The 22371-nt window shown below is 34.0% G+C and carries 11 protein-coding genes; 7 read left to right on the top strand and 4 right to left on the bottom strand.

All coding sequences use genetic code 11. The annotated features are described in order from the left end of the window. Positions 1–92: 92 nt before the first annotated feature. From FVE77_RS03935 to FVE77_RS03920, 4 genes are all read right to left on the bottom strand, one after another. On the bottom strand, positions 93–737 hold the full coding sequence (locus tag FVE77_RS03935) for a hypothetical protein (RefSeq protein ID WP_026746715.1): 645 nt from the start codon (positions 735–737) through the stop codon (positions 93–95). A 126-nt stretch (positions 738–863) separates the two neighbouring features. Beyond that, complete coding sequence (lpxD, locus tag FVE77_RS03930) at positions 864–1880, bottom strand: UDP-3-O-(3-hydroxymyristoyl)glucosamine N-acyltransferase (protein ID WP_026746716.1); 1017 nt, start codon at positions 1878–1880, stop codon at positions 864–866. A 95-nt stretch (positions 1881–1975) separates the two neighbouring features. Then, the gene (locus tag FVE77_RS03925) at positions 1976–4285 is read right to left on the bottom strand and encodes a BamA/OMP85 family outer membrane protein (protein ID WP_026746717.1); all 2310 of its coding nucleotides are present in this window, start codon (positions 4283–4285) and stop codon (positions 1976–1978) included. 8 nt (positions 4286–4293) lie between these two features. Then, positions 4294–8904 (bottom strand): translocation/assembly module TamB domain-containing protein, encoded by a 4611-nt coding sequence (locus tag FVE77_RS03920; RefSeq protein ID WP_026746718.1) that lies wholly within the window; start codon positions 8902–8904, stop codon positions 4294–4296. 316 nt (positions 8905–9220) lie between these two features. On the opposite strand from FVE77_RS03920, the gene FVE77_RS03915 reads away from it, so the two are divergent. From FVE77_RS03915 to FVE77_RS03885, 7 genes are all read left to right on the top strand, one after another. Continuing rightward, positions 9221–10513 (top strand): OmpP1/FadL family transporter, encoded by a 1293-nt coding sequence (locus FVE77_RS03915; RefSeq protein ID WP_026746719.1) that lies wholly within the window; start codon positions 9221–9223, stop codon positions 10511–10513. A gap of 731 nt (positions 10514–11244) precedes the next feature. Then, entirely contained in the window at positions 11245–15642 is a 4398-nt protein-coding gene (locus FVE77_RS03910) for a PolC-type DNA polymerase III (protein WP_026746720.1), read from the top strand. A gap of 192 nt (positions 15643–15834) precedes the next feature. Beyond that, positions 15835–16014 carry a hypothetical protein gene (locus FVE77_RS03905; protein WP_026746721.1) on the top strand — a complete coding sequence of 60 codons (180 nt, stop codon included), beginning with the start codon at positions 15835–15837 and terminating at the stop codon, positions 16012–16014. Between the two features lie 1175 nt (positions 16015–17189). Continuing rightward, complete coding sequence (locus tag FVE77_RS03900) at positions 17190–18860, top strand: formate--tetrahydrofolate ligase (protein WP_026746722.1); 1671 nt, start codon at positions 17190–17192, stop codon at positions 18858–18860. Positions 18861–18899: 39 nt separating this feature from the next. Beyond that, entirely contained in the window at positions 18900–19394 is a 495-nt protein-coding gene (locus FVE77_RS03895) for a pyridoxamine 5'-phosphate oxidase family protein (RefSeq protein ID WP_051254506.1), read from the top strand. Positions 19395–19435: 41 nt separating this feature from the next. Further along, entirely contained in the window at positions 19436–21052 is a 1617-nt protein-coding gene (locus tag FVE77_RS03890) for an SEL1-like repeat protein (RefSeq protein ID WP_026746724.1), read from the top strand. 19 nt (positions 21053–21071) lie between these two features. Further along, positions 21072–22292: a MalY/PatB family protein gene (locus FVE77_RS03885; protein ID WP_026746725.1), complete on the top strand. Its 1221-nt coding sequence runs from the start codon at positions 21072–21074 to the stop codon at positions 22290–22292. Positions 22293–22371 lie beyond the last annotated feature (79 nt).

Here is a 22371-nt window from a genome sequence, read left to right as displayed (position 1 = left end):
TAATTAATATAAAAAATTTTTGTAAATAAAAAACAACCAGACTCACTTATAAAAGTAAAAGAATGATTGTTTTATTTAATAATTAAATTATTTTATTTATTTTGATTTCTAAGTTCTTCGGGTTTTTGTGTTAATCCAGTTGATGGTCCTGTTTCTGGTAATTCTACGGCTGTTTCTTCTTCAGCTCCGCCAAGTGTGTTTAAGTTTGACAATGTTGTATTTAATTTACCAAGTAATACATCAATATTTTCTGCTGTTAATACTATTTTTTCTCCATTGGCTGTTTTCTTAACTACAAATTTTGTAAGATTCTTTGTTTTTGGTTTATCTTTTGCCTCAAGTTCCTCTTTAAATCTGTCATCAACTGACATTGAATGAGAACCGTTTCCTGAAAAAGTCTCCTGTGTCATTTTTTTGAATACTTGTAAAAATATTTTTTCAACATCCACATTTGTTACTTCTACTGTTACAATTGTTGTTTCATTATCTTGTTTTTCTGTCTTGATAATTTTATATTCAAGATTTTTTAATAATGTTTTAAAAAGCAATTCTTGAAATTTATTGTTGTACTTAACATCCAAGTTCCCCTCAAAACTATCGTCAATCGCATATTTTGCCGCCTCTTTCATTTTTTCAGCTTTCACACTGTCAATGAATTTTGACACTGTCTTGTCAGGTCCTGACCCACAGCTAACTATGCACAAAAGCATAAAGATACCTAAAAGTATTTTTTTCATCTATAACTCCCTTCTCTCTCTATTTATAATATTTTTTATTATCTGTTATTTATTCTACATCATTTGAATTAATAAGTCAAGGAAGTTTTAAAATTTCACAACTTTAATGTGCAAAATTTTATATTTTTATTTTTTCGCTTCCATTTTTTCCAATTCTTTTTCCAGCTTTTTCATTCTTTTTACAAGTTCAGGAACTTTTCCCATCGCCATTTTTACTCTCAAGTCTTCTATATGTTCACGAAGCGGATAACCTGACATTTGCTTACCATCCGGCACATCATTAGTTACTCCAGATTTTGCGGCAATCACTACATTGCTTCCAATTTTCAAGTGTCCTGCCACTCCAACCTGTCCTGCAAGAGTCGAATTATCTCCCACTTCCACACTTCCAGAAATACCAGTCTGAGCCACAATCAGACAATTTTCTCCAATTATGTCATTATGGGCAATATGTACAAGATTATCAATTTTTGTCCCTTTTTTTATAATTGTATCTCCAATCGCTCCTCTGTCAACACAGGAATTTGCTCCAATTTCAACTTCTTCTCCAATAATTACATGTCCAATCTGTTCGATTTTCACATTATTTCCATTAATTTTTACAAATCCAAATCCGTCAGACCCTATCACAGCTCCTGGCTGTAAAATCGTCCCTCTTCCAACTTTTGTAAATTCCCGTACTGTAACATTTGAATAAATTATACAGTCATCTCCAATCTCAGTTCCTTCAAAAATTGACACATTTGGGTAAATAACTGCATTTTTCCCAATTTTGACATTATGCCCGATATAAGTATTTATTTTTGATACATTTGCACTTTCATCAATTTGTGCAGAATTTTCTATCTGATTTTCAAACGGCTGTAATTTAGGCTTGAAATAATTTAGCAATATCGGCATTAACTCTCTAGGATTGCCTTTTACAACAATAAAAGTCTTATTTGCAGGTAAATTTGGCAAATCAGGAACAATCACAGCTCCTGCACTGCATTTATCTATATTTTTTAACATCTTTTCATCTGCCGCAAACGTTAATTCCTTCTCAGTTGAATGAAAAAATGGAGCAATCCTTGTAAAGCTTAACTCAGTATTTCCTCTTATTTCTCCATTTATCAGTTGTGCAATTTCTTTTATATCATACATTTTGGATCTCTCCTTCTTTATTTCTATAAAATTATAGGGATGAATTAATCACCCCCTATAATTATAAAACTTACACTTTTACCGTTCTTAAAAAACTAGAATGATTGTCCAAAGCTAAAGTAGAATTTACCTTTATCTTTTTTCTCTCCTTTTTTCTCAGGATCCATTGGCCAACCATAATCAAATCTTAATGGTCCAATTGGAGTATTCAGCCTCAGACCAACTCCATAACCTTTTTTAAGGTCTTTAAAGTCATGAGCGTCTTTTCTGTTTGGCTTGTAGATTTTCTTACCAGTACGAGGATCTCTTGACTCATTTTGCCAAGCGTTTCCTATATCAAAGAATGCAACCAATTGCAATGTGTCATTAATTTTAGTTCTATTTTCAATAGTTGCGTGGAATTTGTCATATCCATCAAATGCACCGTAGTCATATCCACGAACTGATTCAGCTCCACCTATACTAAACTTCAACGCTTCTGGAGTTCCGCTTCCTGTAGACCCCCAAGCCACTCTATATGCCATTACGTTCTTATCCCCAAAGAAAGTTGGATGATAAGCTCTCAGGTCAGTTTCAAACTGATCATATTTTCTAGGATCGTGTATAAGTTTACCTCTTTCGTATGACATTGTCGCATAAATTCCCTTTGATGGACTATACGAATTATTTCTTGTATCATAAATCAATGACGGCCCTATTGCAAGCAAGTTATACTTGTCATTTACTTCCTTGCTTCCAAGCAATTCCTTAAAGTGATCATATCTTGCCGCAAGTCTTACGTAAAGATTGCTGTTAAGTCCTTTACCAATTGTCCAACGAGTTCCTGCTTTTTTTACTTTTTCAACTTCATCTCTGTCTGCATTGTCATCAACAGATTCATTCCAGTAAACATTTCCACCTAGCTGTACACGTTCAGTATTTTTTACCCATGGATCAAACCAGCTTATGTCAAATGTCTTATCTCCCTTATTTGAAGCCGAAAGTGTAATTGAAGCATCTTGCCCTCTTCCAAGGAAGTTTGAGTCAGATAATTTAAGTTCTCCAACTAATCCGACAGAAGTTCCGTACGAGATACTTCCGTTAATTGAAGTTGTTGGACGTTCTTCCACAAGAAATTCAACCACTCTTGCATTTGGATCGTCTTCTTTTCCGCTAAGTACAGGCTCTATTGAAGTAAATATACCAGTTCTGTAAAGTTCTCTCATAGTACTTTCTACATTTTCTCTCTTGAAAATTTCTCCAGGCCGTACTTCCTGCACTCTTTCAAATACATAAGGTTTTGTTCTTAAAGTCGTAGCTTTCAACGACTGTCTTTCATTATCCTTCTTCGATGGTGCTTTCTGGAAATCAACAGAATCAACCATTCCTTCTGTAAGCCCTATATTTACAACTCCTTCAGGCGAAACGTTTATTGTTTCTATTCTTGCCAAAGTGTATCCATCTTTTGCATACAGCTTGATTACTCCATTTTCATCAGGATTCAACATATTCCCATTTAAGATTTCTCCTCTTTGCACACCAAGCGCTTTTTCAAGCTGATCATTTGTGTAAAGTGTATTTCCTTCAAAGTTTATGCTTTGAATAATTGGATTTTCCTGTACTTCATAAACAATGCTTACTGTATTGTCAGTCTTTCTGTCAATTTTTGGCTCAACTGATGAAAAGAATCCTGACTGGAATATTTTTTGAGCACCGTCAACAGCTTTTTGCGGTATAAAACGGTCTCCTGTTTTAATTGGAAGATCTTTCAAATAATCTTCTCCATTTTTTATTTTTGTTCCTTCAATTCCAATTTTTGCAACTGTAAATTCTGTTTCTTTTTGCATGTCTTCACGTAATTGCAGTTTTTTTCTGATTGCTTCGGCGTTTTCCACTTCGCTTACCTGTATCAGGATGTTTACCGTATCTCCATCAACTTGCGGAATCACATTTGCCTCAGCGATATATCCAAGACGTTTTACTGCAAGATAAATGTCGCTTAAACTCTTGTTTGAATAATCGTCTCCTGATTTCACGGGAAGTTTTTCCAGTATTGCATCAGCAGATATTTCATTCAGGTTTGAAACTTGAATTGTTCCAACTTTTAGCTCAACCTTCTGTTCCATTGCTTTCTGAACTTCCAGTTCTTCTTTTTTGCTTCTTTTACTTTTCTTAATTTTTCTTCCTTTAACTCTGATTGGCTCAACTTCATTAAAATTGCTTAGGCTTTCAGCTTCATCAGCCGTAGATGTCTCAATTCCTGTTTCTGTTTCTCCATCAGCTAAAAGATTCTTGTTATCGGCCAGTTCAGCTGTTCCAATTGTTCCGCCTTTTTCTTCCGCCTGTGACACATTGTTCACAGATACAAATAGTGTTACTACAACAATTAAAGCATAAATCTTATTTTTCACTTCTTGTTTTGACATTTTTCCTCCTATTTTTTTAATGTATCAAGTTTTTTCTTTCTAAATATTTTTCTTAAAATATCTCTAAATGTATCAGCTCTTGTTGAAAAGTCAACTCCAAAATAATAATTTACTCTTGCACCATTGTCCATGTTCGTTCTAGATCTGTTTTTATTTATACTTTCACCTCCAAGACGTAAATCCAGTCCATTTGTAACGTTATAGCTAAGCCATGCGTTATATCCCACTGGATTTTTTCCTTCAGATTTTGAAGTCTGGTATGGGAATTTAACTGATGCGTTCCAGAACAGCCTGTCCTTATACAGATTGTCCTGAAGAGTAAGCGTTGTTGCCGCACTGTATTCTCCTGTTTTGTCTGAACGGTTTACATTTGTCGAAACAGATACTTTAGACATACCTAATGCCTCTCTAATTTTACCAGTTACTGATGAAAAAATCAACTCATTTAATGCAGTATTAACTAAAGAGCCTGCAACGACGAGTCCGTCAGCCGAATTTTCATTGCCATTTTTACCAGGTCTTCTCTCTCCATTTCCAACTACTGTGTTGAATGCGAGCAATGATACAATTTCCTCTTTAGTTTTACCTGATGAGGAAGTAAATTTTATTTCAGGCTTGCTTACATTTCCGCTTACATTTATTTCTATCCTTTCTCCATTTATTACTGTGCTTGCATCAAATATGACAAACGGATTCGATACAGATGCCGTAGTTCCGTTAGCAGATGGAACAAATCTTATTTCTGCTCCTTCTATTTTAAAATCGTTTCCATTTACAGAAAATGAACCTCTTGTAATTGCATACTCTCCGTCTATTCCGATTTCTCCGTTATCGTAAGTAATATCAGAAGCTCCCTTTACAGTTCCCTTTATATTTTTTACAACACTTACACTTGGAATCTTAATTTTTACATTATTTCCAGTACGTACATTCACGTTTACTGTATACTGTTTCATTATCTTATCGATAACTTCTTCCACTACCCCCTCGACAATTGTCTTGTCCTTGGAGTTTGCAGTTTCTTCTTGTGAAGCCGCGGCTTCCTGTCCATTTTCAGCATTTTTTGAATTAAAGTTAGGTATTTCACGAATTTCTGCATTATCCACAACCAGATTTCCAAACAGCCTGTTTTCAGTAAAGACCAGGTCGCCAGTAAGTGCAAAATCAATACCTTTTCCATAATGCAGCCCAACTTTGTCAAGATTTGCATTCAATTCAAATTTTCCAAGTTCAAGACGCTTTGTCTTCATAAAGTCAGCCGGTATTTTTGGAACATCCAGATCTCCGCTTACTTTAAAGGTTCCTCCATTATACCCTCCATCCAGACGGTTTACAACAAGCTTGTTGTTCCGTAAATCAATGTTGGCATTTATGCTGTCCACAAGGGTCTGATGGTCCTTCGTTTTGTAATTGAAGTTATCCAGAAGAATATGCCCTGTTGTCGATTCATTTGAGAAAATCGCATCTATGTTTGCAATTCCGCTTGCCTGCTCTACATCCTTATTGACTCCAAGGAAGTTCAAGTTAAAGTCCTTGGCAAGCATTGAAACGTTGTATTTTACTGGTGCAAACTGCACATATCCATTTACAAGCAACGGATTTTCCTCGTATTCCAAGTAGAACTGCCCGATATTTAAAGTCTTTTCATTTGCCTGCAAGTCAATATCCACATTTTTTACTGGAAATCCACTCAGCTTGACTTCATCTGATTTTATCTGAATTCCCGTTATGAAGTTTTCAAAGCTTCCACGATACATGAAGCCAAAGTCAATATCGCCACTATACCCCTTATCCTTCAGATCCTGTACCGAATCAAGCGAGAACTTCTGTTTTTCTATCTGATAATCAATATTTACATTGGCAAGATCGAATTTTGTCTGTGTCTCAAACAGCGTTTCCTCATTATCTCCGACAAATTTCAGTTTCTGCAAGTCAAATGTTCCGTATTTGAAAAACTTGTCTATATCCCCATTGGAATATTCAAGTTCTGCGACAATATGTGGAATCCTATAAGTTTTAAAGCTCATATTTCCAAGAATTACCTGTCCTGCCAGATTGAAATTATTCAAGTCACCCTTAAGGCTAAGATTTGACCTTGTTCCAAATGTTAAGTCCTTCATTTCCAGTAGTTTTGGAATGTCAGGTTCATTTAAGCTAAGCCCAATATCTGAAATTCCAGTTTTCAAATCATAAGTTCCATAAAGGCTATTTTCACGCAAAGTCACATCCTCAAAGTTTATTACTCCGTTTTTTATGCTTAAACGTGCATTTGTGTCACCAACATATCTTGAATTTACAGTTGTCGGTGCAGACGGCATAGTTATTGTTCCTGAAAGCTTGTCAACCGTTCCTGAAAGATTTGCATCCAATGTTCCCACTTGCAGGTTAACCTTAGGTCCTGAAGTATTGTAAAGCCTGTAGTCCTTCAGCCCTGCATTTATGTCCATTCTTCCTGTTTTCAGATTGAACTTTCCAGCCGCATTAAGGTTTTCATTGCGGATATCTGTAATATTTACAACATTGTCCTTTATATGCAAGTTTCCACTTACATTTTTTAGACGCTGGTATCCAAGCCACAGTTCATCCATATTTGTATTTACAGTTATATCCATATTGGCAAGATCATTGATTTTACCACTAGCATGAAGCTTTTCGTATTCTCCGATATATTCTCCATACGGACTGTAAAGCTCATAAGTCCCTGAAATTTTGTTTCCGCTTCCGTTAATTCTGGCTGTAAGCGTTGCTGGCAGCTTTGCCTTTTCCAGCCCTTTGAACTTATATCCATTGGCTCTTAGCAGCTTTGCTATGTCAATGTTTTTTGGCAGATTTAACGAATATGAATGTTTCATATCGGAAGTTGTAGTCCCGTTTATGCTTACTGTTCCGCCGCCATTGATTCCAGCTGTTCCACTTATCGTATAATTCCCGTTATGGATTTTCACATGGGCATTTACGCTATGTACAAGCGGAATTGACAAATTCTTTATTTTCGCATTTATTAATCCTGAACGGAGCATATTTTTCCCATTGAAATTTACGACCAGATTATCCACATCAGGGCTGATTGTGTAACTTTTGCCACCGTAATTTACCGTAAAATAGCCTTTGCTTCTGGCATTTGCCACAAGAGTCCGTCTGCTTGGATTAATTGTATAATTTCCATTCAGCACGTTGGAATTTACAGTTCCGGATATAATATTCTTAGCTGATATTTTGAGATTTCCTGTTATAGTTCCGATGCTAAAATCTGAACCAAGATTATTTAGGATATAGTTCCCATTCCCTGTTTTATTCTTCAAGTCATAGACAAACTTGTCGGATTTCACATCTTCCTTAATCTTAAATCCTGAAATTGTTTCATCAAACACAAACGACGTATTTGTCAATGTTAATTTTTCATCAGCAATTTTCATTGCCGTCTTTATATTTTGAAAATTATAATTTGCAAGTTTTATATTGCTTGACGAAAATTTTCCATCAACGGTAGTCTTTTTCTTTTTAATGTCTGAATTTACTTCAAGATTTGCCGTCACTTTGCCTTGCGCATCAATTTTTGCATTTTTTATAATCTTGTATCTTGCAGCCTCTTCAAAAGGCAGATTGTCAGCAGCCAGTTTCAGATTTATCTTCTGATTCTGAATAAGATAGGCAAGTGCAAACGTTACTGGACTTTCTTTCAATTTCGTGCTGGCATTTACGGTAATTTTGTCTTTTTTCAAGTCAATTACTGCATTAGCGCCTTCAATATCGCCATCCAGATCAACATAGCTAATCTTTCCGTTGCGTATTTTCAGACTTCCCAGAGCATGTGTAGTTTTTTTCACTTTGTCATTTTCAAGCTTAAGGACACCATTTAATATTCCGCCCTTTGCCTTTATCATTTCAAGCGGTACATACTGCCCTAATTCCTCTTTTATGCCAACGTTCTCAAAGCTGAAGTTTAAACGGAAATCCTTCCTTCTTGCATCACTATTTTTTATTTTATCAAACATTGAATAAATAGACTGCTTTGATTTCAAAATCTGTTTCAGTTCAATCTTTAATGCTTCCACTGTGCCATCTTCATTTTTATTTCCAATCCCTTTTGCCACGATTGAAAAACCTCGTGATTTTGCTGTTTCCAGTTTACCATTCACTTTTGTCAAAGTTTTTGATATTTTTTTGGAAAAACTTATATCTGTGTAATTTACGGTTGCGTTATGAATATAAAGTTTTCCAATTCTGCTTGTGGGATCGTATGTCTGCGGCTTTTTCAGGTCTTTTTTTATGACATGGAAAATATTGAAGTCATTATTTTTCCTTCGTTCCAAGTTTACAATTCCGTTATAGACATCTATCCTGTTAAGCCGTGTCGGCATAAGAAGACTTATTCCAGCCGTGGTCTTTTTTCCATAGATAACGACATTTCCAGCCATATCCTTTACTTTCAGATCATCAATCTGAAGAGTATTGAATCCAATCAGCTTGACATTCTTGAACTCAACATTCAGCCCGCTGGATTTTAATATTGAAGTCAGCATGCCTCTAAAATTCCGAGTGGAAATATAGAGCTTTATTCCGAATACAGATATTAGAAGAAAAATGAATACAATCAAAGATTTCTTTATATATCTCATCTCACGTTTTTTACCTCCTCTTCTGTTTTTTTGAAAAGGATAATTATTTTCATTGTCCTAATTTTTCATTTTATCTTTTTTTAATTTTTTACAATTAAAAAGAAATATCCTTTTTATTTTATCACAAATTTACATAAAAATCTATTATTATATAAGTTTTTTTCATTCAGAATATATTTAAAGATAGTTTTACAGCCAAAATAATTTTATTGACTTTTCATATAACGCATGTTATATTATGTTATATATTAGATTTTAATTATGGTAACATTTTTAAAACAAACTCATCTATGTAATCAAGACAAGGAGAATTCTTATGAAATTAAAAATAGCAATTATATCAATTTTAACAGCAGTTTTTGCAAATGCGGCAAGCATTGACTATCTGTCAAACAATTCTGCCTCATACTTTCAAAATCCGTCTCAAACTGGTAAAATTACTGTGGAAGGAGTATTCTATAATCCTGCCGGAACTGCATTTTTAGACGACGGAACCTATATCAACGCAAACATGCAGAACTCAATGGTCGAAGAGTCGATGACATTAAATGGAAAAAAACTGAAATCCCACAGATATGCAGGAGCCCCTTCATTTAACCTTCTGTATAAAAAGAATAACTATTCACTTTTTGGAAATTTAAGCGTTATTGCAGGCGGAGCGACTCTGCGTTATAATGAGGGTGTCGCAGGAATCGAGCTTGCAGGGGAAACTTTCAACAACCTGACAGGCGGAAGACTTGGAGCAAAAGTTGTAAAAAACCGTTTTACTGGACAAAACCGTTACTATCAGCTAATGCTTGGAGGGGCATATAAAATTAATGACAATTTCTCTATGTCAGGAGGATTAAAATATGTTTACGCTCACAGAAAACTTGACGGAGAAGCTCAATATGACTACAATGACCGTGTAGGAGCCGCAATCGGACTTAGCAGGAACTATTTATCAATGAATTCAAAACGTAATGCAAAAGGTGTTGGAGGAATTATAGGCTTTGACTATAAGCCCACTGACACATTAAACTTTGCCTTGAGATACGAAACTCCAGTGAAGCTGAAATTTAAGTCAAAAGCGCAGGAAGATGATAAAATGCTACTTGCGGGACGCCCTCTTGGAATTTCATTCTTCTATCCTGAATACGCAGACGGCGTACACTCAAGACGTGACTTGCCAGGAGTTCTGGCTCTAGGAGTATCAAAGGATATAAACAAATGGACACTTTCCAGCGGATATACACATTACTTCAACAAAGCTGCAAAAATAGACAGATTCAAGTATAACGACGGATATGAAATAAACTTCGGAGCAGATTACAGAATAAATGACAAATTCACTTGGCACGCTGGATTCAATTACGCAAATACAGGAGCCAAAAAAGAATCATTCTCTGATGTGGAATACGCGATAAATTCACAAATTTACGCAACAGGACTGACATACAAGCCTACAGAATCCTCAGAGTGGAAATTTGGAATCGCCCATGTAAACTACAACGCCGCCAACGGAAAACGTGAACAAACATCACTTCCAGGAATCTACATTGATAAATCAAAAGTAAAATACGACAAAAATATAAACGTATTCACAGTTGGTTACACACATAAATTCTAATTATTGCAAAAACTTTAAGAACAGACTAAAAAAATTTGTTTTTAAAGTTTTTTTATTGTATAATTTATTTAAAATCTATTCTTTAGTAATCATCAATTAAGTTAATTTATTAAATTAAGTTATTTTTTAAATTTTTTTGGTTAATAAAGGTTTTTTCTTTTTATTTTTATGTTTTTTTATCTTTTGAAAGCAAGGGAAATCAGTCGCCATTTCCCTTGCATCCCTGGCTCGTCTAAGCATTTTTTTGAAATGAAATTGAAACTCGCTTTTTAATCAAAGTTATTATTAACTCTTAAACTGATTATAACTTAAAAGTTTTGAAAAAGCTCAGACAGTCAATTTCATTCCAAAAAAATCACGACACTTTTTAGTTTAATTATAACAGGTAATTTTATTAAAAAGGCTTGGATTATAACAAAAATAAACTTTTTTAATTTTAATAAATCGACGGAGCTTTTATTTGTTCAACTACGACTGTTTGACGACTGGAAGGAGGAGTTTCGTAGTTGGGCAAATAAAAGTCGTAGTCTAGCCATAGGTTGCAGGATTTGCGGCAATGAGCAATCCTGCGAAAATATAAAGAGAAGGAACAAATAAAAATAGTAAAAACTGTTATTAACAAAAAATATAAAAAATTTAGAAATTAACTTAATTGAAGAATTTAAGGAAAAGATTTAATAACTAGAATTAAGATAAAGATAAAAAAATAAGTTAGGGGGATAAACAGAAAAATGAGTACGAAGTATTTGAAGGTTAAGCCATCGGAGGATTTCTTTAGGAAATATGGGATTAGAAATTTTGAGATTGAGTATGTTAATCTGTTTTCTAGGAAAAAAGAGATGGAGATATTTATAAAGGTAAGCAGTCTGGTTGCACATAGTGAGATACAGGACTTGAGGCAGCTGCTTTATAAGAGTTTTGAGAATGGGTTGAAATTGAAGATTAAGATGGATGTTAATCCTGAGCTGATACAGAAGGATGTTGTTGGGTTTGTAAAATTTGCAATTGAGAATTATAAACATGAGAGTAAGAGATATCAGTATATTTTTGCAAGTTATGAAGTGGAAAGTCTTGAAAATACGGTGTTTATAAAATTACCGTCGCACCATTTGATAGAAGAGGCCAAAAGAACTGAGGCAAAGGAAGAACTTACAAGAAAAATTTATGAATGTATGGACAATTCGATAAAAATTGAGTTTGTAAATGGGGATTTTGAGGAAGTGAAGGCTAAAATTAAGGCTCAAAATGAGTTAAATTCGGTAAAGGCAAGCGAGCTTCCAAAGTATGAAAATTCCAGTGCAAGTAATGGTAATGGCGGTAATTATGGAGGGAACGGAAATTTTAATAATGGAAATAACGGAAACGGTTATTCAAATGGTGGGAATGCTAATGGAGGTAACAATAAAGGTAATTACAAATGGAAAAAAATTCCTGATATAGATGCAATGCCATTTTCTACACTTGATATTTTGAACAATGGTGATGATGTAGCACTAGAAGGAAAAATTTTTAATGTAGATATGAAGGAAACTAAGAATGGGAAGTTAATGTGTGATTTTATGATTACAGATTATACAGATTCTGTTAGTTGTAGAATATTTTTTAACACAAATGAGGATATTCAGGTAAAACTTGGGGAGTGGGTAAAGGTTACTGGAAGTTTTGAGGCGGATATGTATAGTGGTGAAAAGTATGTGAGAACGCAAAGAGTGGAAGCTATAGAATCTAAAGATGTGAAAAAAAAGGACAATGCTCCCAAAAAAAGAATAGAACTTCATGCACATACGAATATGAGTGAAATGAGCGGAGTTATGTCAATCAAGGATTATGCGAAAAGGGCTAAAGAATTTGGGCATAGCGGGATTGCTGTGACAGATTACGGAGTAGTGCATTCATTTCCGTTTGCGTTTAAGGAGGCAAATGAGGATTTTAAAGTTATTTTTGGGATGGAAGCGTATGTAGTTGATGACGAGCAGGACTTGATTACCAATCCTAAGGACAAGATGATTGAAGATGAAATTTATGTTGTGTTCGATATTGAAACGACAGGATTTGATCCGTTTAATGACAAGATAATTGAAATTGGGGCTGTGAAAATGCGTGGAAGAGAGATTATTGGAGAATTTTCTGAATTTGTAAATCCTGAAATTCCAATTCCGCCAAAAATAACAGAACTTACAACAATTACTGATGAAATGGTTGCAAATGCTGAAAAAATAGAAACTGTACTTCCAAGATTTCTAGAATTTTGTACCGATACAACGGTAGTTGCCCACAATGCGAAATTTGACGTGGGATTTATCAAGCAAAAAACTATAGAGCAAGGACTTGAGTATTCTCCAAGCGTGATTGATACATTGCCTTTGGCTAGGACATTGCTTCCTGATTCGAGAGGATATGGGCTTGCTAATTTGGTAAAATATTTTGGGATTACGCTTGAAACTCACCATAGGGCTGTTGATGATGCGAAGGCTACTGCAGAAGTTTTTCAGAAATTTTTAAATATGATTTTAAGTAAAGGGATTTTAAAACTGATTGAAATTAATACGGATTTACAGCCGAACATTCAAAATTCTGAGACATTGAACACGATGATTTTGGTAAAAAATCAGGCTGGGCTTCGTGACCTGTACGAGCTTGTATCACGTTCCAACATAGAATTTTTTGGAATGAGAAGACCTAGAATACCAAAAACTTTGTTAAACAGCATGAGGGAAAATCTGTTAATTGCAAGTTCGGCTTCGGCTTCTGAAAGAAATAAGGGAGAACTTGTAAATCTATATTTACGTGGGGCAGAAAAAGACGACATTGAGGAAAAAGCGAGATTTTATGATTATATCGAGATTCATCCACATACAAACTATGCTGACATGGTGGAAAGAACGAGCAAGGAAATTGAAAGTTACGATATAATAAAGGAAATGAACAAGTATTTTTATGAACTTGGAAAAAGTCAGAATAAAATTGTAGTTGCCACAGGGGATACACATTATCTTGAAGAGCGTGAAGCAATTAACAGGAATGTTCTTCTTTTGGGAAGTGGAACGATGTGGAAAACTGAAACTTCAGAAGGTGTGAGAGGATACGAGTTTTTTGATAGAAAATTGTATTTTAAAACTACCGAAGAAATGTTGGAGTCGTTTAATTATCTGGGAGAAGAAGCGTCTCAGGAAGTCGTTGTGGAAAATACCCATAAAATTAGCGATATGATAGAACAGGTGCGTCCAATCCCAACTGGATTCTATCCGCCGAAAATTGATGGGGCAGAAGATGAAGTAAGGGAAATGACTTACAAGAAACTTGAGGAACTTTATGGGGAAAATATTGATGAAAACCTGAAGGAAAGAGTGGAAAAGGAGCTTAATTCGATTATTCAAAATGGATTTGCGGTGCTTTATCTGATTGCACAGAAACTTGTGCATAAATCGGTAGATGCAGGTTATCTTGTAGGTTCACGTGGTTCGGTTGGATCTTCAATAGTTGCCTATCTTATGGGAATTACCGAAGTGAACGGACTTTATCCGCACTACAGATGTCCTAAATGTAAGCATACGGAATTTATGAATGAAGAAGGAAGTGGAGTTGACTATCCTGACAAAACTTGTCCAGAATGTGGTACAAAATATATAAAAGATGGACATGCTATCCCATTTGAAGTGTTTATGGGATTTAATGGGGATAAAGTGCCAGATATTGACTTGAACTTTTCTGGAGAATATCAAGGGGAGATTCATAAATATACAGAAGAGCTGTTTGGAAGTGACAATGTCTTTCGTGCTGGAACGATTTCTACGCTTGCTGAAAAGAATGCTTTTGGGTATGTGAAAAAGTATCTTGAAGAAGTGGAAGGAACGCCTGAAATAAAGGAAAGAAAAGCAGAAATTATGAGAATCGCAAAAGGCTGTGAAGGGGCTAGAAAAACAACTGGACAGCATCCCGGAGGAATGATAGTCGTTCCAAAGGACAAGTCAATTTACGATTTTTGTCCAATCCAGCGTCCAGCAAACGATATGAAATCAGCTTCCAAGACAACCCATTTTGATTATCACGTAATGGACGAACAGCTTGTAAAACTCGATATACTGGGACACGATGATCCGACAACGCTTAGAATTTTACAGGATTTGACAGGTGTTGATATTTATACGATTCCACTTGATGATAAGGAAGTAATGAGTTTATTCAGCGGGACAGAAGCACTTGGTGTAACTCCAGATGAAATCGGCTCTCCGACAGGTACATCAGGAATACCTGAATTTGGAACATCTTTCGTAAAACAGATGTTAGTTGACACACGTCCAAAAACTTTTGCAGAATTAGTCAGAATTTCTGGACTTTCACACGGAACGGACGTTTGGCTGAATAATGCACAGGATTACGTAAGAAGTGGAATTGCAACCTTGAGTCAGATTATCACGGTGCGGGATGACATTATGAATAAGCTGATTGACGATGGACTTGATAAATCATTAGCCTTTTCCATAATGGAATTTGTAAGAAAAGGACAGCCTACGAAAAATCGTGAAAAGTGGCAGGAATATTCTAAAACAATGAAAGAACACGGTGTAGAGCAATGGTATATTGATTCATGCGAAAAAATAAAATATATGTTCCCAAAAGGGCATGCGGTGGCTTATGTAATGATGGCAGTAAGAATCGCCTATTTTAAAGTGCATTATCCAATCGAATTTTACACAGCTTTCCTAAATAGAAAAGTTGGAGATTTTAAAATGACAGCAATGTTCAGACCAGTAGAAGAATTGAAAAGGGCAAAAATGGAAATGGACAGAAAAGGAAACTTAAACGCTAAAGAAAAGCAAGAATTATTTCTATACGAAATTTTGATTGAAATGCACTACCGTAAAATCGAACTGGAACAAATTGACATCTATAAATCAGAAGCAAAACTTTTCACAATACAGGATGGTAAAATCAGAATGCCATTAATCGCAATGGATGGACTGGGAGAAGCTGTTGCTGAAAATATTGTTTCTGAACGAAAAGTTGACTTTTTATCAATCGAGGATTTAGTAAAACGTACAAAATTGAATAAGACGATTGTGGAACTGATGAAAGAATATGGATGTTTGAAGGATTTGTCAGCAACAAATCAACAGACATTATTTTAGAAAATAATACAAAATCAATTCCGTTTTCAATATAAATAAAATTTTGAAAATAACAAATTGAAGAAATACAGAAACACCTTGTATTCCAACATAAAATATTGTACAATAAAAATATAAAAACATAAGCAGTTAATACATAAAATGAAATGATAATTTGACATGGATATTTAAAACAGAAGGAGATGATATGCGATGTTTAAGAAAATTTTACTGATGATTATTTTTACTATGGCAATTATGGGATGTACTGCAGAGGATATAGACATTTGGAGAAATGCAGATCGGAGAGCTGCTGAAAGAGGAGAAACATGTTATAGGAGGGCTAATGGTGAGTATTACTGCAAGGATAGATACGGAAACAGAACATACTAGCTATACGGAACAGATGAAATGAATAACGGCGATTTAAAAACAATGAATTTGAAGGACAGGGGGCTTTCTAGATGAGGGGAATGTGTTCCTGTCTTTTTTGGTTTAAATATCGGATTTATTACAAACTTTTCTGATAAGGGGTATAAATCTAATAATTTCAAATAATTAAAATATAATTTTCTTCAAATAAAGCCTAGTATAAATAACCTGTCGGAGCATTTTTCTGTGCTGACAAAACTGTCTGAGCATAGCGAGTTTTTTGTCAGTGCAGAAAAATGTCGTAGACTAGCCATAGGTTGTAGGATTTGCGGCAATGAGCAATCCTACGGAAATAAAAAGAAAAAACATAATAATATGAAAAAATATTTATTAATCAAAATATCTAAAAAATAATTTAATGATTATGAATTAGCTATTAAATAACTCTATTATGAAAATCTTGTATGGATACTTAAAAATTAGATTCACAAAACTACCAAATTAATTGTTATAGAATTTCATCTCTATTTTGCCTGTTATCTTTAATATAATTTAATTCTCCGTTATTTTGTATTCTTCCAAAATTGAAGATTAAGTCTCATATTTATACTTGTAAAGATAGTTTTTTTTTAAAATGAAAAAGACGAATTGCTGTTAAAAATATTGACAATTATAAAAAGATATAATATTATATAACTCGTAGAGAGCAGGTGATTATATAGACTTCTTAGATATAGTTCAGTTACTTGCGGGAATATGCCAATCATCGTAACTATTGATTATTTTATTAACAAAAGAAACTCAAAATAATCAATGGAGAGGGCTTTTCACTTCCCTCTCTATGTTTTATATAATAAAAGGGAAGTGATAAAAATGATTGAAAAATTTAATGCTATTTTAGGAATTGTAAATTTTGTTTTATTAGTTTATTTAATTTATAGTAAAAAAAATAGCCCTACTTGCGGAAATTAAGGGCTAATATGAACTTCTTAGATTCTAATAAAATATTATCATAAAAATTAAAAAATGTCAATAAAGTTTTTATCTCAATTTGAAAATTTTTGATTTTGATATAATTTACGAAGAAAAAGTTATAAAAACTGAACAAATTATAAATGAATATCGGAAAAGTCTTTTAATTAACATGACTTTTTCGATTTTTATATAAATAATAAAAAATACAGGAGGATGTTAGGATGACGGATATTGAAATTGCTCAAAATGCGAAATTGAAAAAAATTGGTGAGATTGCAGAAAGTATTGGACTTACAGAGGATGATTTTGAGCCGTACGGGAAGTATAAGGCTAAGGTTAGTTTGGAAGTATTGAAGAAAAATGCAGGGAAAAAAGATGGGAAATTGATTTTAATGACGGCTGTTACTCCTACGCCTCCGGGGGAAGGAAAGTCTACTGTTACTGTTGGATTGACTCAGGCGTTGAACAAGTTTGGATATAAGTCGATTGCTGCACTTAGAGAGCCGTCTTTGGGGCCTGTGTTTGGGATGAAAGGTGGAGCTGCTGGTGGTGGAATGTCGCAAGTGGTGCCTATGGAAGAGATAAATTTACATTTTACGGGGGATATTCACGCAATTTCGGCTGCACATAACTTGATTTCTGCGTGCATTGACAATCATATACATTTTGGAAATGAACTTGATATTGATGTGAATAATATTACTTTCAAGCGTGTGCTTGATATGAACGACAGAAATCTAAGAAGCATTGTCGTTGGGCTTGGGCCAAAAGTGAATGGCGTGCCTCGTGAAAATTCGTTTCAGATAACAGTTGCTTCGGAAATTATGGCGATTTTCTGTCTTGCTGACTCTATTACTGATTTGAAGGAAAGAATTGGCGAAATAGTTTTTGCATACAACAGAAAAGGAGAAATGCTCAAAGTTAAGCAGCTTAATATTCAAGGGGCAGTAGCGGCATTACTAAAAGATGCGATAAAGCCTAACTTGGTACAGACTTTGGAAAATACGCCTGTATTTATTCACGGTGGACCTTTTGCGAATATTGCACATGGATGTAATTCCCTGCTGGCTACAAAAATGGCATTGAAATTGTCTGATTATGTGGTTACAGAAGCTGGGTTTGCGGCTGATTTGGGGGCTGAGAAATTTTTGGATATAAAAGCTAGGCTTGGGAACTTGGAGCCAAATGTTATTGTAATCGTTGCGACAGTTCGTGCGTTAAAGCATCACGGCGGAGACAAGGATTTGAAGTCAGAAAATATTGAAACATTGACAAAAGGGCTTGTAAACCTTGAAAAACATATTGAAAGCATGCAAAAGTACAATTTGCCAGTTGTTGTGGCAATTAACAAATTTATAACTGATACTGACGCTGAAATTCAAGTGATAAAAGACTTCTGCGCAAAAATGGATGTGGAAGTTGCCAACTGCGAAATCTGGGAAAAAGGTGGAGAAGGTGGAAAAGAGCTTGTGGAAAAAGTTATGAACGCCATTGAAAAGAATGAAAAATCAGATAAAAAATACACTCCACTTTATGATTTGAATTTGTCAATTCAGGAAAAAATTGAAAAAATTGCAAAAGAAATTTACGGAGCAGATGGAGTGAACTTTGCACCAAAAGCACTTAACAATATTAAAAAATACGTAGAAAACGGCTATGACAAATTGCCAATATGTATTTCAAAAACACAAAAATCATTGTCAGATAACCCAAATCTGCTAGGGAGACCAACAGGCTTCACAATTACAATCAACGAAGTAAGACTATCAGCTGGAGCAGGATTCTTAGTAGCAATGGCTGGAGAAATTATTGATATGCCGGGATTACCGAGAAAGCCCGCGGCAGAGTTGATTGATATTGATGAGAATGGGATAATTTCAGGATTATTTTAAATTTAATATACAGAAATAATAGAATGGAAAAACATAAAAATGGAAAATACAAAAGTAAAAATGCGAAGACGGGACAGAGAAATTACAGACAATGAAAAAATAAAAGAAATTATAAAAGCCTGTGACTGTTGCCGTCTTGGCTTAAATGATAACGGAAAAGTGTACATTGTCCCATTAAATTTTGGCTTCACTGAAGAAAACGGGAAATACACATTTTATTTTCACGGTGCAAGAACAGGACGAAAACTCGATATAATAAAACAAAACAGCCATGCAGGATTTGAGCTTGACACAAATCACAAAATTTACACAAAAGGTGATAAAGCCTGCAATTATACCGCTAGATTTCAAAGTGTAATCGGAAATGGGAAAGTTGAGATTATTGAAGATTCGCAGGAAAAAATGAAGGCGTTGCTGGAACTCATGAAACATAATACTGGAAAAACAGACTGGGAATTTGATGAGAAAATGCTGAAGGCAGTTTGTGTGTTTAAACTTGTGGTTGAGGAGATGAGCTGTAAGGAACATGAATAGAAATTGCACTTATATAGTGCAAGAACTGGATGGTGAAATAATTGGGAATATTTGGAAAAATAATAGATAAATTTCGGAATAAGGATAACGAAGAAGAAAAATATTTAAAGATTGCAAGAGAACATATAGATAAGGCAGGAGAAAATTTAACAAAAGAACAAATTGATGAAATGATGAAGCTGGGAATGGATACATGGGAATTTTATCCAGAAGTTTCAAAATTGTATTTTGAACGAATAGAAGATTATGTTCCAACAGCTTCAACGATGTTATCTACTTTTTACATGGGAAAAGATGAAAAACTATATGAAAAATATTGTTTAAAGGCTGCAAATCAGGGAGAAAAAGTAGCACAAAAAAGTTTAGCTATATTTTATGCAAAACAGAATAATGAAGAGAAAATGCTGGAATGGTACAATAAGCTTGATGATAAGGAAGATTACGATGTATTAGCCTACATGTCAAATTATTACATGTTTCAAGATAATTATGACAAAGTAAAAGAAATAAATTTTACAATATTAAAAAATAAGAAAGATGATAAGTATGCTCCAAATTGTTTAGGTGATGCATATTTTGTTGAAGGTGATTTTGAAAATTCTGAAAAATATTATAAAATTGCTTTGGAAAATGGAAGTCCTGATTCAAAGGATAAATTATTTAATCTTTATCAAACAACAGAAAATATAGAAAAGTTTAGAGAGTTAATTGAAAGAGATGAAGCTAAAAGAGGAGAAGATTTTTTTAGCTTAGGAAACCTTTATTTTCATAAAAAAGATTATAAAATGGCTGAGAAATGGTATTTAGAATCTGAAAGGTTAGGGTTTTTAGAAGCAAAATATAATTTAGGACATGTTTATTATGAAATTGAGAATTTTGAAAAAGCTGAGAAGTATTTTCAGGAAGTGATAGAAAAAGTCCCACATCTTAGAGAAAGTGCTATTAAAAAATTAATAAATGTTTATAACAGTCAAGCAAATATTTATTTAACAAATGGAGATTTTAATAATGCCGAAAAGTATCTATTAATATTAATTAAAGAATACGGAATAAACGAATGTTATTATAATTTAGCAATATTAAATAAAAAGAAGGGAAATAAGGGAAAATATAAAGAGTATATTTTAAAAGGATGTGAGTTTGGCGATAGTAAGTTTATGTATAATTATGCTTTATCAATCTATTCAGAAACTGGTGAATATACAAAAGAAGTCGACATGTGGTTAAAAAAAGCTGCAGAAAAAGATCATGTTGTGGCAATGTATGAGTTAGGGCTTTTTGCATCTGAACAAGGAAGAATGGAAGATTCTAAAAAATGGTATGCGAAAGCAGTTGAGAGAGGACATACAACAGCTATGAATAATCTTGCTAACATCTATAGTAAAGAAGGAAATGAGAAAGAAGCTATAAAATTTTATTTAAAAGCTGCAGAAAAATCAAATCCGTTAGCATTATTTAATGTTGGAAACTACTATGAGGAAAATAAAAATATTAAAGTCGCAAAACAATATTATTCAGAAGTATTGCACGTGCTAAAAGAATATCCAGATATATTAAAAGAATATTCAGTTAGTGAATTAGAAACAGAAACAATGAACAGATTATTGGATTTAGAAAATTTAGAGAAAAATTCAAATGAAGATATAAAAGATAAATAAAATGCGAGAGGTTTAAAAAATGTCAAAAAAATATGATTTTGAAACAATCCTAAGCAGAAAAGGGCAAGGATCGTACAAATGGGAGCAGATGTATGAAGTGCTTCCAGAGCTGGAAGATGATATTGTTCCGTTTTCTGTGGCGGATATGGAGTTAAAGATTGCTCCTGAGATAACGGAAGGAATGAAAAAATATATTGATGAAGCGGTTTTGGGGTATTCGGGGACTTATCCGAAATATTATGAGGCTGTTATAGGCTGGATGGAGAGAAGGTACGGTTTTAAGGTAGAAAAAGACTGGATTTTGTGTACTCCTGGCGTGGTTTCAGCTATATATGTTGCGATTAAGGCTTTTGCGAAGGAAAATGAAGGCGTGATTACGTTTACTCCTGTTTATTTTCCGTTTTATAGTTCGATTACTTCAAATAATAGAAAATTGGTGGATTGTGGATTAGTTGAGAGTAAAAATGAGAATGGTGAAGTCAAGTATTCTATTGATTTTGAAAAATTTGAAGAGTTTGCAAAAGATAAAAATAATAAAATATTGCTTTTGTGCAGTCCTCATAATCCGCTTGGGATTGTGTGGAGCAGGGAAGATTTGGAAAAAATTGGAAAAATTGCAGTTGAGAATGATTTGATTGTGATTTCTGATGAGATTCATTCTGATATTGTCATGGCTGGTCATAAACATACAGTCTTTCAGACTTTATCAGAGGAACTTGCTGAAATTACAATAACGTGTACCGCCCCTACAAAGAGTTTTAATCTAGCTGGAGCAGGAATCTCAAATATAATTATCAAAAATGAGAAACTACGTAAAAAATTTAAGGCAGAGATGGAAAAAATGTCGATGCATGTTTTTTCAACATTATCATATAAGGCATGTGAACTGGCTTATACAGAATCAGAAGAATGGCTGGATGAATTTTTGCTGTTAATTGATAAAAATCAGAAATTGGTAAATAAATTTTTTGAAGAAAGATTTGTAGATTTGAAGGCACCGCTAATTCAAGGAACTTATTTGCAATGGCTAGATTTTCGGGCGTTGGGGCTTAAAAATACAGAACTCAAGGAATTTATGAATAAAAAATCAAAAATATTTTTCAGCGAAGGATATACGTTTGGGAAAGCTGGAGATGGATTTGAGAGGGTAAATCTGGCTGTGCCAACGAAATATCTGGAGAAAATGCTGGAAAGACTTTATGAAGTGTTAAAGGCAGAATTTCCACAATTTTGCAAGTAAGGAAACAAGTTTTAGAAATTAAGCTCAAAGAATGTAAATTTTTATAAAAATCTATAATTTATTTAGTTCTAAGAGAATA

It is taken from the genome of Leptotrichia hofstadii, from assembly GCF_007990525.1.
In the GTDB taxonomy this organism is placed as follows: domain Bacteria; phylum Fusobacteriota; class Fusobacteriia; order Fusobacteriales; family Leptotrichiaceae; genus Leptotrichia; species Leptotrichia hofstadii.
This window is presented reverse-complemented; position numbering and strand designations above follow the sequence as displayed.